The organism is Pseudoalteromonas sp. SG44-17, assembly GCF_014164235.1.
GTDB classification, from domain to species: Bacteria; Pseudomonadota; Gammaproteobacteria; order Enterobacterales; family Alteromonadaceae; genus Pseudoalteromonas; species Pseudoalteromonas rhizosphaerae.
The window spans coordinates 1-14,055 of record NZ_JACJEV010000007.1 but is presented as its reverse complement, the minus strand read 5'-3'; the positions used below and the strand labels follow the sequence as shown (position 1 = coordinate 14,055).

Sequence of the window (14,055 nt, the reverse complement as noted above, 5' to 3'; positions counted from 1 at the left end):
TCATGAAACTTTTAAACGCTCGATTATCCTTTGTGTAAAATCACTGCAACTGAGGATGGTCGAGTTTTGCTGCTCTGCCTGTAAATCAAAGGTCACTTCACCGGCTATAAATGTCTGTTGCAAAGCCAGCTCTATACTGTTGGCCGCTTCGTGCCAATTCATAAACCGTAGCATCATCACCGCACTTAAAATACTACTGGTAGGATTTGCACTATTTTGTCCAGCAATACGCTCAAACGTACCATGAGTTGGTTCAAAAAAAGCCACTTCATTATTTAAATTTGCTGCGGGCATAATACCAATACCACCCACTTGTGCAGTCAACATATCTGCTAGATAATCGCCATTTTGGTTGGTTGTTACCACTACATCAAATTGCTCAGGATTCATTAACGCTTGCTGGAGCATGTTATCTGCAATCACTTCTTTAATAACTAACGGTGCCAAGCCCTCACGCGGTATTTCTAGCCAACGGCCATTACTGTGTGGTATTGCTGAGAACTCAGTTTGCGCCACGGCAAACCCCCAACGCTTAAACGCACCATCAGTAAATTTAAGTACATTGCCTTTATGCACTACCGTTACCGAGTCACTATTTTGTTCAAGCGCATACGCTATTGCATAGCGCACTAGCCGCTCTGACCCTTCTTTAGAAATATTTTTAATGCCAATACCACATTGTTGATCAAAGCGCAGACGGGTTACGCCCATTTCTTGGCATAAAAAATCCAGCATTTTTTCGGCTTCGACACTGCCAGCTTGCCATTCAATTCCAGAGTACACATCTTCAGAGCTATCGCGGATCACAACAATATTGGTATTTTCAGGTTTTTTTAACGGTGACGGTAATGCGCAATAGCCTTTAATCGGCCGCATATTTACAAACAAATCCATTTCATGACGAAGAGCAACATTGAGTGAACGAAAACCTCCGCCAATCGGCGTGGTTAAAGGCCCTTTAATCGCTATTTTAAATTGCCGAACCGCATGAATCGTCTCTTGCGGAAACCAATCCCCATCATATAGCTGCGCAGCTTTTTCACCGTTAAAGACTTCCATCCAGTGAATTTTTCGCACTCCTTGATAACATAACTGCACAGCATGGTTCACAATGTCGCGCATACAAGGGGAGATATCCTGCCCTACTCCATCACCATCAATATAAGCAATGATCGGCTGCGCCGGAATATTCCACACGCCTTTATTATCAATGCTAATTTGTTCACCCTGAGGTGGGATTTCAATGTGTTGATAACCCATAACCTGCCATATTTTTATTATAAAATATCATATAAACATTAAACCATGGTTGGCAGTGAGTGTCGTGGTTTTAGCATCTATACTTATCATTCAACAATAAAATAGTGAACGGATTTTATGCTTTACTCGGTCTTCTGTGAGCAATTAAAAACCATTAAGTACCAGATATGAAACTGTTTAATCGAATTTTATTCGTTACTTGTTTAGCGAGTACATCTGTTTTCGCAGCCCAGCTTGATCCTCAAGGATTAACCGAGCTGTCAAAAAGCAAGCAGCAGATAATACTGCAATGGCTGAATTTTAGTCTTGAGCAAACTCAGGCAACTTTAGGCCCACTGCCATACTCTAATTTACCCATTTATTTACACCCTCGGTATATTGCATTTGAACCCGTGCCTTGGGGAAGTGTGCGCCGTGGTGATCCAGATGGCATAGAGTTACATTTTTATCGCTTTGCCAGTTTTACACAATTACGCGATGACTGGACCCTCTACCATGAAATGGCACACCTTTACTTACCGTTACTACCCTATTCGGGCTTCTGGTTAAGTGAAGGATTTGCAACCTATATGCAAAATATAATAATGCGTGATAGTAAAGTGATCACTAGGGAGCAATTTATACAACGACTATCTGCAGGGCTTGAACGCGGACGTCAGCAAACGCGAACAAAGCAACAGCCATTAAGTGAACTTGCCGACGATATGTGGCAACAAGGTGCACAACAAAGAGTTTATTGGAGTGGTAGCGCATTTTTTATTGAAGCAGAGCTGGCTTTACAGCAACAAGGACAAAGCTTGACACAATTAATAAAACGCTATAGCGAGTGTTGTTATAGCTCAAAAACAACAGCAAAAGAACTGGTCACAACATTTGATCAGCTTTCACGCAGCGCCATTTTTTCAACCTTATATGCCCGTTATACACAGCGTACTGATTTTCCGGACATTACCCGTGAGCAGCTTATTTTACTGAGGTGAGTGACATAAAATATCATCAATTTCATCAAACACTTGATAAACTAAATGGCTATCTAACATCACGCTATCGGCTTTAAGGGCTTTGTCTAACTTGATTGCATGTTGGTACAATGTTTCGCACTCAAACATTCCAGCAGTTCCTTTTAGCATATGAACACTTTGTGCAAACCCTGTCATATCGCCATCTGTATATTGCTTGGTTATTGTTTCTCGCTGCTTTTTAAGCCCTTTTATGTACACCTGTTTAAGCACCTCAAATTCATGCTCTGGCAATTTTACATCTTCAAGCATTTCGATATCTAAATAACTAGCAATTTTATGACTAAATTCACTGCGGTCAATTGGTTTGCCTATATGATCAATAAACCCTTGTTTTAGATAGCGATCAACTTCATGCTTCATAGTATTTGCTGTAAGGGCAACAATGGGGGTCGTTAATCCTGTTGCCTGCATAATATGAATCGCTTGTTCGCCATCCATTACTGGCATTTGAATATCTAATAAAATCAAATCAAATTGATGATCTAGGGTCGCTTGCACTGCATCTTTGCCATTTTCTACCGCAGTAACCGTTAACCCCATTCGCTCTAAAATACGTTTGATCAATTCACGGTTTTCAGGATGATCTTCCGCTACCAGCACTTCACCCACGAGATTTCGCTGATCTTGACTTGGCAGCTCTTTTTCTTTGCTTATAGAGATCTCATCAAAACTATTGATCCAACGTACTCGTTCAGGCATATATAGCGCGATATTGAGGCTAAACTCACTGCCACTGCCAACATGGGAATGAACGGTGATATTACCATCTAACTTTTCGGCTAAACTTTTTGAAATATTTAAACCGAGTCCTGTACCGCCATATTTACGTGAGATCGATGAGTCAGCCTGATAAAACGGCGTGAACAAGTCTTGTTGCTCAGCCTCTGTCATCCCGATGCCGGTGTCTTTAACTTTAATGACAAGCTGCTCTTTAGTGCAACTCACCACTAATTGAATATGCCCTACCGTGGTAAATTTTAATGCATTAGCTGTTAAGTTTAACAATATTTGTCGTAATCGGGTTGGATCAGAAATAATCCAATCAGGCAGTGGGAATTGGTAATCAACTTTAAATTTAAGACCTTTATCACGAATTTGTTTGCCTAATAGCGATTCTATATGCGCAATGGTTGCAAATAAGTCAGTCTCGACTAAATCAATTTCAAGGCGATTGGCCTCTATTTTTGACATATCAAGTATGTCGTTTATGAGTCCTAAAACATGGCGGCTGTTTTGTAAAATAACCCGAATACCATGATTTCGTTCGTGAGGCTTAATATCGCCTAAAATAATACCATCTGCGTAGCCTATAATAGAGGTCATTGGCGTACGTATTTCATGACTCATATTTGCTAAAAAACGGCTCTTAGCTTCACTGGCATCAGTGAGTTCTGACGCCAATTGTTGTAACTCCTGCGTACGCAATTGCACTTTTTGCTCGAGGTTTTTAGTAAGCTCAACATTCTCATCATGTAAGATACTAAATTTATTTGCCACTGCAAACGCGAGTAACATCGCATCTAAGGCGGTGCCAATCAAACCTAATAAGTACAGATCGATTGCAATCGGCGTCAGTACACCTAAATTAGTTAAATTTCCCACCATATTAGGAATTGCCATCGCTAGGTAAGCAAAGACAAAGTATCGCGCGGGTTTAAAACCACTCATCCAACTGCGAACCCCTATGTACATGCCTAAGCATAAGGTGCACCCCGTTACTATGGTTGCCCAAATAAACCCAAAACCTGGCCACATAGCAGCGAAAGGCAAACCTGCGGTTGCCACCACAGCTAATATAATTGATGCTTTGGCTAATTGTGGAAAACTGTCTTTTAGCTTAAGCAAATTATTGAAAAATAAAATGTTAGTTAATGGTATTAAAACAAACCCTAGCCAATGAAAATGGGCATTATAAAAACCAAATAGTTGATCTGGAATATGGAAAAACTGGCTCCAGGCAAATACCCAGCATGCTGTAAATAAGGCGTAATAAAGGTGAGTTACATCCCGTGCGCCAAAATATATTAATAAGTTATACAAACCCAGCGCAATGCCTACCCCAAAGCACAACATCATCACCATATTTTCGATGGTGATCTGGGTAAAGAAGTCTGCATAGGGTTTTAATACCAGTTTAGGAGGAGTGTAAAAGTAGTCACTTTCATACTTGGTGATCAAAAAGTAACGCTTGCCTGGTGTAAGTGCTATTTTATTGCCGTAATGAAAAGCAAATTCGTTTTTTTCAATCCCCCCTGTTATGTAACGCGCGGCCTCAGATGTGGGATCGGCCATATCATATACACGTGTTTCAATACGCGATACTAAGGTGTTGTAAGGGAACAACACTAATTCAGCTAGCTGAGTCTGATTTTCAAGTTCGACAACTAACCAATAACTTCCGCCATAATATGTGGTACTTGTTTGTGGTTTTTTATTGTCAAGCCACGTCGCAATCTGAGTGCTGTTATCAGGAAACCCTTCATAACTTGCCGCTAATAAGGTACCAACTTGAAACAAATTTATATCTTGTTGTTGCTCTGTATAAACAAACACACCCGCTGACTGTGTTGCTCGCACTTCGCAGACATATATTGTTAGCAAGCCTAAAAAGACTACATAGCAAAAACCTTGTATTGCTTTTAACAGCATACAATACGCCTCAGTTTAATGACAAAAAGATTAGAACTGATAACTGATATCCAAACCATAGCGGCGACCTTCCCCTTTAAAATCTTCCAACATGCCAAGGAAAGAGCTCAAATCAAACTTCAAATTACTGTACTCACTGGCAAATAAATTTTTCCCCCACAGTACAAAACCTAGGTTATCTAATTGATAACGAATATTACCATTGACTAAACTATAACCATCTTGCATAGCATACGGATTTTGGTTTTGATCAAAATAATAGTCTGATTGATAATCCACTAGTAATTGTGTTGTTAAGGGATTACCAGCAAGCTCTAAACGATATTCTACGCCTGCACTAACATTCCACTTTGATGTAAATGGCAGCCGATTATGAGTCAAACTGTTACCCAAAGGATCAACAAATTCTTCAAATTCCGCATGGGGAATGTAACCCATCGCAAAACGCATTGAAAGTGCTTTAGTCGCTTGATAATCGAGTTCAGCTTCAAGGCCATAGATCACTGAATCACCAACGTTCTCTAATAATTGCACGGGTGGCTTTTGTGGTGAGTCTGATGGTTGGTTCATAAACACTTGCTGATCATTATAATCATAATAAAAAGCAGCCCAATTAAACCGCACACCTTGCTCAGGCCACCATGATTTAGTACCAATTTCATGCGCATTGAGACGCTCTTTGCCATAGTCAGCTAATTCGGCTTGCTCTGGGGAAGATAAAAACCCGCCATTATAACCACCACTTTTAATCCCATTTGCAAAACGGTAATAGCCATGGGTTGTATCGTTAATAAGGTAGTTCACAGCAAACTGGCCAGAAAAACCATTATCAGATTGCTCGCCTTGCACATGATAAAATGGCACTAAAACCCCTGCTAAATCACTCGGATCAACTACCATATTTAATTGTGCCACTGAGTCATAATCAAGTGACTCATAGGAATAACGTAGTCCAACACTTAGCAACCAATCTGAATTAAGTTGATAGTCTAACTGGCTGAAAGCGGCAATATTTTGCGTGTCAATTTGGTTATCATAGAAGAAGGTTGCGGTTAAGTCGGTGGCTAATATACCGCGATAATCTCTTAAAATATCGTTAATATTATCTTGTTTGATTGATTCATCTGCGTAATATAAACCACTGGTTAAAGTATGTTTGTTCCATTGCGTTTGCAAGCGTAACTCTTGGCTAAATAAGTGAGTATCTAAACCTAGATTTCCTTCGCATAATCGCGCTGGTGAGCCATCACAATTAAATGCATGATCGCGCTCTAATTGGTTATAACTACTAATCGAAATAATTTCGTTAAACTCATTTAATTGCCAATTAATATGTGCACTAAACCCTTTACCATCCGTTTTATGCGGAGAATCGTTATTAACTTTAACCATGTAAAAGTCATCACTGGCATCATTGAAGCCAAAGTTATCATAGCAATTTGTCGAACCAGCTTCGCTAGGACTACATAACTGACCTGTTAATGGATCCGCCACTACACCGATATTACCGACAGGCTGCACAATACCCTGCCAATCTTCGAGGTGCGCTTGTAACAATACCTGTACAGTATCAAACTCACTTAATAGTGATAGCCGTGCATTGGTTTGTTGCATTCCAGCGGTAGGTGATTGTGCAAAAGTATTGGTGGTTGAATAGTCATAGTCTTGATGATTTAAAGCGACACGAAACGCGCTGTTATCACTTAATTGATTGTTATACATAGCATCAATACTAAACGCGTTATTATTTGCTATACCCGCTGTTAAATACCCCGACTCGTTAAATTCAGGGCGTTTAGTGCGAATTAAAATTGCTCCGCCAGTTGAATTGCGGCCAAATAAAGTCCCCTGCGGACCACGCAAAATATCCACTTGCTCAATATCAAAGAAGTTAACGATCTGATTACTTGCAGATCCTACGGCAATGTCGTCTACATAAATAGCCACAGGCGAGGTGTTCGCCGTATTGTAGTCAACTAAACCAACCCCCCGGATATTTACCGCCGGTGGCGTACCTTCAGCCGCATTTTGGCTGATTTTTAAATTAGGCGCGAATACCGATAACTCTGTTGAATCTTTATAATGTTGATTTTTAAGGCTATCACCTTTGACCTGACTAATGGCAATACTAACATCTTCAATTGCCTGCGCGCGTTTTTGGGCGAACACCTCAATGACTTCGAGGCTTTGGCTAGAGCCACTCGAATCGTCATTTTTTGCCTGTGCAGCCACAGCAAAAACGAGGCTCGACGAGCACAGCAGCAATATATGATTTGAAAAAGGATAACGTTGGCTTTTCATTAGATGGTGAACCTTAATACCGACAATGTAAAGATATTGTAATTATTTACGATTATAGACTAATTTATTGATTAAAGTCGCCAAGTTATCCATTAATTAGCTAGTTTTACTGCGCTTCAAAGGCATTTTCACCACTGATCTGCTGCGGATACCCACACAGTGCTCGTGCTGTTTGCATTCCAGCCATAACCGCAGCTTCAACACAACCTGCATTAACACCTGTTTTGATCCAATCGCCGGTAATAAATAAATTACTAAATTGCGTGCCATCAGTTGCTAAACGATATTGACTGGAACCTGAAACCGACAGCACATAACGCTCACTTGGATCAACATTCACTCGCCAGTACTGTTGATCTAAGCGCGCTGATTCTGGCACGTCATGCTGTGTATATAAAATGGACCAATCAAAGTCATTATCGTTATAAGCTAACGGCCATAATGGCTGCATATTAGTTGTTAATAGTTGTGTTAAGTTAGTTTTTACTTGTGCTTTTGCCCGTGCAGGGAAACCATGATCACTCTGTGGTGGATACTCTTGACAAGGAAATGCACTACAAAAATAGGCAATATTCTGCGGACTATTGCTTGCAGGCCACTGCTCTTTATCAATTAAGTTTTGCATTGCAGCCCAAGTATCAAACGGCTCGCTAAAACCACTCAAAATAGGCCCTTCTTCACTTGGCGGCATATACTGCCAACCTAACTGTTGATCTGTTTTATTTAACCAAATCTGACTGGCTTGTGTAGCTACCGAAAGAACATTTTTAGCCTGAGCAGCAAAGTTGTCGTCTATTGCTAATAATTGTGGGCAAACATGCTCTAATGAAGCAACTGAGACCCCAAGGATCAGCCGGTCAAAATCATCTTTAAACTGCAGTGTTTTAGTTGGTAGTTGTGCGCCAAAATGTGCTTGGTAACAGCTGGGCCAATCACTCCAAAATGATTCTAAATTAATATTATTCTGCTTTAGTAACAGGGCCTGCTCGTGGTTTATCTGCTGATAAAGAGGCTCACTTGGCCAGCAAGCTAAGTTTTTCACATCAATTAATGGCTGATACTCTGATGAGTTATTTAAACTCACTTGCTGTTGTAATAACACAGAAGCAACACAGTTTTGGCCACTTTCATCAATCCCAGGTGTAAGTTGCTGTAGTTGATGGAAGAATTCAAAGTTAACGCCTCTTTGTTTTAATAGTTCATACAATGGCGCAAAAATAACATCGCCCATTCCCGCCTGCATTTTCCACATTACCCCACCGCGATAACACAATGCGATTCTAAGCATGGCAAGTGCAGCAACTCCAGCTTCTACATTTGGTTTTTTAAAATCACCTTGTGGGTAGGCAAACACTAAATCATAAAAACCACGCACGGGCGCAGAATCGACACTGTATTGTTTATTCGCACCATTTTTTAATAACCATTGACGAAAATCATACTTGTTAATGACCCCAAAACCATCGCGATAAACTTTATCTTTAATCAATCCAACCAGCATCGCTATCGCTAAATCGGCACAAATATAAATACGCCTCAACTCTGCATTGTCATCCAGTAACTCGGTTAACTCTTGGTTAATCCAGCGTTTTAGTTTTCTGACAATATACCAAATCACTAAACTATCTTTCTTCTCAGAAATTTGTGGCTGCAGTGTGTTGTTACTTTGCACAAAGCTATTTAATTTATCGACAAGTAAGCTAGGTGTTGAAGTGATTTCTTGATTGAGATTTTGTATATCGTTGGTAAAGGTTTGCCATGCCTCACTGCCATCAGAAACCAAGGTCTGAATTTGTTGATGAAAATGGCGTAGTAGGTATCTATCTCGTGGTTTTTTTGTCGTTAATTGTGTGCTCTTAGCTTGGACTCTGGCGGCCAGTTCAAATTGTGGTATCCATTTTTTTAGCCATGCAAGGGTCATTTTTACAAAGTCCCACACGGTAATATCTAAACTCCCATTCGCAGGATTGCCAGGTAAAACAGGAAACTCTATAGGCCACGTTTGCCACTGTTCATCAATGTGCTCCTCAAGGGCAATAAAACTATGCGGTTTAAGTGCTTGTTGCCAGGTACTCAGTGCACTCGTTGGCGGACGCTGTAGCTTGTCGTATACAGTTTCAATGGTTTTAAAACTATTAACATAGGCACCAAACCAGACATGTAAACCATGCTCTTCTATGCGCTGCCCCATAACAGCATTACGGCCACTGGCTCCTTTTCCTCCTAAACGCCAACCTTGTTGGTACACTGTAATATGTCTTTTTTGCTGCCAATTAGGTTGTTCAGTCAGGTATAAAGCAGCCGTCATTGCGGCAACACCACCGCCTATAATAACTATTTTTTCTTGCTCCATAATGGATCCTTACTTAGGGAGTATTTGTGTAGCTTGAAGTTGGTCAAAATCCATCTTGATATAAAACGGCAAATACACAGCTTGCGCTCCTAGCTGTAAACCAAACATTTGCGCTAAAGGAAAACTATCTAGTTGCTGTAAATGTAGCTGATAAGCACCACTGAGTAGCTTAAATTGATGGATTTTCTTTATTTCTGAAGGAGAGTGCATAACTGCTTGAAAAACAGCCTTATCGCCTTGCCCGTCAGGAAATTGCTTAAATAGTATTTGATCCATCTGTGGATTCACAAAACCCTGTAACAGCTGCTTTAATAGCGAAAAATCAATACCAAGATGATCCCCATCAAACAAATTGGCGACATGCTCGCCAAAGTCCTCTAATACAGATAATAAGCCATCGCTTTGCGTCTTGACGTTTTTGGTGACTGAAAATAAATGCTGTGATTGTAATTTTGACGTTGGCGAAAAATGCTTAAAACAATCCAGTGAAACTGAAAAGTCGGTTATATCACTTACCGAACTGGGCATCTGGTAATCACATAAATATTTATTGTAACCCCATGTTTCTCTGCCGTTTATTAATGCATAAACATTATTTACGCAAATAAACGCCGGATACCAATAAAGATGAGTAATATCTTCATCATTGCCTTGCTTTTCAACCTTTGCAACTGGTAACCAAATAATAATATCAGTCTCTTGCATCCAACCGTGCTCACTAAAAGGCGGCGTTAATGAGGCAATTTTTTCTATGTCGGTAAAGGTTAATAATGCATATTCGCCTATGCCTTTAAAATATAACTCATCCGTTGCAACAATATTAAGCGTTGTATCGATATACTGTTGAACTTTATCCTGATCTATTTTTGCAAAAAAACCATACATATTTGCATTAGTCATTCGACATGGTGGCTTTGCAACAGGGTTTGATAAAAAGTGACTATAAGGAGGTAGTTGTACGGTCATGATTTATAATTATTTTATTGGATAAAAAAATAAGTATAGCCAAGATTTTTTACAAGGTAGTAATTTCAGTTAATTATTTTCAGTGAGCAAGTATTGGCTATATTGTTGATAACCAAAGCTATCGAAGCCTTTTGACAAGGGATTCATAAACCCATGACCGTAGTCTGCACGCTGGCATTGCACTTTGATTTGCTGCTCTAAACAAGCGAGCACAGGAAGAATATCAAAGTGCACTTCTTGCTTCGCAAAAATAAACTCGCAAGCCACGCTGGCAGACAAATCTAAATAATGACGAACTTGATTTGGATAAAATGCCACTAATCTTTTTATCTGTGAATTTTTCACAGTTGCTTGGCTTCGCCACGCAGCGGCTCCACCAGCACTAAAACCGATTACCGTAGTTGGTTTAGTTACTCTACTAAGAATGGTATTAAGCTTGTTGAAATAGTTATCGTGACCACACTCAGTGATAAATAAATCATACTGTAATTGCTCATCAATCACTGGCTGCAATTGCCCATCGTACGGATCAACAATTATGCTTTTAGCGTTAAATTGCCGTGCAAAGTGACTCAAATGAGCGGTTTTACCAAAAATATCACTAACGATAATGTATTCCATAGCCAAATCTTATTATTTACAGTTAAATTACCGCACAACAGTTAAAATACCGCTAAACGCCTTTTTCAGATTAGCTAATTAAAATACAGCAGTTAAAATACAATGGCTAGAATAAAGTTAAAATAATGCTTGCGTAAATAAAATTACTGGGGTAAATTGTCCTCTTGGTCCTAAAAAAGCCTCGCGGTTAACCTCTTTACCCTGATCCAGTAATCCCCGCAAAACGTATATTATAGAGCTAAGTTATTGTACGGCGAGAACCCCAATTCAGACTACGGCATATTTTTAAATAGTCGCATAAATGTCATAAAGATCGTCAACACTGTAATGAAGCTAAACACAACATGGTCTATCTAATTGTGCTTTGAAAGCTAATAAAGAAATTAGCGCACATTAAAGATAACAAGAAAAAAGTGAGTTTTATTATGTCTTATAGTTACAACGGATCTATGATCCAAATCGCACATCCAGTGCAATCAATTTCAGTAAATAAACAACGTGTTATTTTTTCTGATACACAAGGTTTAAAAAATACCTTATTTACAAAAGCAAGTGACGCACGTCAATTTGTTAAATGGTTAAAAGCCAATTAATCGATACTGATTTGCTTCCTCGCAATTTAAATGACGCCAGCTAATGCTGGCGTTTTGCTTTTTTTAAGCTAACTATTTAACAGCTGCTACACTTAGTATATTAATAATTTATCTGTGGTTGAATTAATGCATTATGCCTTTCGTTATGCTTTTTTATCATTGTTAATTAGCACTCCTTTGCATGCTAAAACAATTGATTGGATAGTCACTGACTTTGCCCCTTATTATATTTTTAACGATCAATACGCAGGAACAGGCCGCGATGAAGGTGTTATCGCCTTATTAGAACAACAGCTTCCTAGCTATACATTCAACCGTACTATTTTTCCATCAAGTCGCACAATACAGGAGCTGTCTAACCCAAATCATACTTACTGCATGCTCTCGCTATACCAAAGCCCGCACCGCAAACAACACATCAGCTTTAGTGAACAGACTTCGACGGTTGGCTTATCGCCTTCTATTGCTATTCACCAAGAGCTTGTGCAACATCTCAAGCTTGAAACAAGTACACCTGTATCATTGAAAACCCTACTCAATCAATACCAACTTGCACTGGGGATTTCTATGAGCCGATCATACGGTAATGCTATTGATGCAGTAATTAATAATAGTGCCGACGCATCCATAATTATTCGACCTGGTCGCGATACCCTTGCCAGTTTGACTTACATGTTAAAGAAAAAGCGCATTGATATTTTATTGGGCTACCCAAGCGAGCATTACTATTTAGCAAAATCGATGGGGTTTGAAGATCAGTTAATGCAATTGCCTCTGACTGAAGCTCCCGATCTGAGTTATGGCTATATTGGCTGTACTAATACCGAGCAAGGTATCGCACAAGTTGAAGTGCTTAATGCAGCACTGAAAGAAATAAAACAACAACCAGCCTACCATGAAGTGTTATTACGTTGGTTACCAGATAATTTAAAACCGTTACTAGAGCAACGTTTACAAGCAAACAAAAACGCCCCAACTGAGTGAGGCGTTTATCAATATTAGCATATTTATTTAACCTGAATTCAGGTTAGGTTTTACTTACGCACACCTTCAATATATAAACCAATATCAACATGTGTAGATGCAGGACCTAGGTTGTAATCAATACCAAAATCAGCAAGCTTTAAACTGGTTTCACCTTCAAAGCCAACTCGGTAACCACCCCATGGATCTTTACCTTCACCAATTTTATCGATTTCAAAGGTAATCGTTTTTGTTACACCATGAAGGGTAAACTCACCTGTTACATCAGCTTCATCACCCTCTTCATCAAACTTAATTGACGTACTTTTGAAGGTCGCTGTTGGAAACTTATCAACATTTAAAAACTCTTTACCACGTAAATGCTTATCACGTTCAGCATGGTTCGAATCGATACTTTTAGTATCAATATTAACCATGATCTGTGATGCATCTGGGTTAGCTGCATCGTAGCTAAAGCCGCCGTCAAAAGTATTAAAACGACCGTGTAACCAGCTATAACCTAGATGCTTAATTTTAAAATTTACAAATGCATGGGCACCTTGAGTGTCAATAACATAATCTGCAGCGTGTGCAGTATTAGCACCAAACAATGTTGCTGCTACTGCAGCTGAAAGTAATATTTTTTTCATTTATTAATCATCCTTTTGTGGTTTTATCATTCTAACTAAGGTTTTATCTTTATCGATAAAGTGATGTTTTAACGCCCCAAGAGCATGTAAAACCACTAATCCTATGAGGCTACATGCCACATAGTAGTGAACTTTACCTGCAATATCTGCTTGATTAGCTACTGAAAAATCAATTGCGGGAATACTAAATAAGGTAAACACCTCAATTGCACGACCATCCGCAGTAGAAATCAAATAGCCTGAAATCACAATGACGCTAAGCAGTAGATATAAAAATATATGTACTGTATGCGCTACATTATTTAACGCTTTACTGCAGCCCGCTACTGGCTCAGGCTGCGTGCCCAATGCACGCCAAGCAAATCTAAAAATTAATAAAGCAACTAAGGTGATCCCTACGCTTTTATGTAAATCCAAAGAACCTTTATACCAACTATCGTAATAAGTAAGTTCAACCATGTACAAGCCAAGGCCAAATAAGCCAATCACCATTACCGCCATTAACCAATGTAATAAAATGGCAACCACACCGTACGAAGATTTTGTATTTTTAAGCATGTGTTATTAATTCCATTATCGAATGACATCAGAATAGCGCGTACCTAGATAGAAGAAAATAGCTAATAACAAACAAGTTATGTGCGTATATGCACAATTAAGATTAAAGTTAGCAAGTT

Annotated in this window: 11 protein-coding genes; 3 read left to right on the top strand and 8 right to left on the bottom strand. The window is 39.3% G+C overall.

Annotation, left to right across the window (positions count from 1 at the left end; genetic code table 11):
• A complete protein-coding gene (gene icd, locus H5182_RS07135) occupies window positions 1-1,260 on the bottom strand; it encodes an NADP-dependent isocitrate dehydrogenase (protein ID WP_182759794.1) in 1,260 nt (419 codons plus the stop codon).
• 167 nt (window positions 1,261-1,427) lie between these two features.
• Here icd and H5182_RS07130 point away from each other — a divergent pair, with 167 nt between their 5' ends.
• The gene (locus tag H5182_RS07130; protein WP_182759793.1) at window positions 1,428-2,240 is read left to right on the top strand and encodes a hypothetical protein; all 813 of its coding nucleotides are present in this window, start codon (window positions 1,428-1,430) and stop codon (window positions 2,238-2,240) included.
• On the opposite strand, the gene H5182_RS07125 is transcribed toward H5182_RS07130, so the two are convergent.
• The 5 genes from H5182_RS07125 to H5182_RS07105 form a co-directional block, all read right to left on the bottom strand.
• On the bottom strand, window positions 2,229-4,931 hold the full coding sequence (locus H5182_RS07125) for a 7TM diverse intracellular signaling domain-containing protein (RefSeq protein ID WP_182734828.1): 2,703 nt from the start codon (window positions 4,929-4,931) through the stop codon (window positions 2,229-2,231). The two genes, H5182_RS07130 and H5182_RS07125, sit on opposite strands and share 12 nt — an antisense overlap.
• 30 nt (window positions 4,932-4,961) lie before the next feature.
• Window positions 4,962-7,232, bottom strand: a complete 2,271-nt coding sequence (locus tag H5182_RS07120) for a TonB-dependent receptor (protein WP_182759792.1) — start codon at window positions 7,230-7,232, stop codon at window positions 4,962-4,964.
• Window positions 7,233-7,338: 106 nt separating this feature from the next.
• Window positions 7,339-9,585, bottom strand: a complete 2,247-nt coding sequence (locus tag H5182_RS07115; protein ID WP_182759791.1) for an NAD(P)-binding protein — start codon at window positions 9,583-9,585, stop codon at window positions 7,339-7,341.
• A 9-nt stretch (window positions 9,586-9,594) separates the two neighbouring features.
• A complete protein-coding gene (locus tag H5182_RS07110; protein ID WP_182757687.1) occupies window positions 9,595-10,551 on the bottom strand; it encodes an acetoacetate decarboxylase family protein in 957 nt (318 codons plus the stop codon).
• A 69-nt stretch (window positions 10,552-10,620) separates the two neighbouring features.
• Window positions 10,621-11,172: a dienelactone hydrolase family protein gene (locus tag H5182_RS07105; RefSeq protein WP_182734834.1), complete on the bottom strand. Its 552-nt coding sequence runs from the start codon at window positions 11,170-11,172 to the stop codon at window positions 10,621-10,623.
• Between the two features lie 449 nt (window positions 11,173-11,621).
• On the opposite strand from H5182_RS07105, the gene H5182_RS07100 reads away from it, so the two are divergent.
• Together H5182_RS07100 and H5182_RS07095 are read left to right on the top strand one after the other, a co-directional pair.
• Window positions 11,622-11,765, top strand: a complete 144-nt coding sequence (locus tag H5182_RS07100) for a hypothetical protein (protein WP_182717921.1) — start codon at window positions 11,622-11,624, stop codon at window positions 11,763-11,765.
• A gap of 126 nt (window positions 11,766-11,891) precedes the next feature.
• A complete protein-coding gene (locus H5182_RS07095) occupies window positions 11,892-12,749 on the top strand; it encodes a TIGR02285 family protein (RefSeq protein WP_145233663.1) in 858 nt (285 codons plus the stop codon).
• A 50-nt stretch (window positions 12,750-12,799) separates the two neighbouring features.
• Here the strand turns inward: H5182_RS07095 and H5182_RS07090 are convergent, their stop codons facing one another.
• Window positions 12,800-13,378, bottom strand: coding sequence for a YceI family protein (locus tag H5182_RS07090; protein ID WP_145233661.1), 579 nt, complete (start codon window positions 13,376-13,378; stop codon window positions 12,800-12,802).
• A 3-nt stretch (window positions 13,379-13,381) separates the two neighbouring features.
• Window positions 13,382-13,936, bottom strand: coding sequence for a cytochrome b (locus H5182_RS07085; protein WP_182759790.1), 555 nt, complete (start codon window positions 13,934-13,936; stop codon window positions 13,382-13,384).
• Window positions 13,937-14,055: the final 119 nt, after the last annotated feature.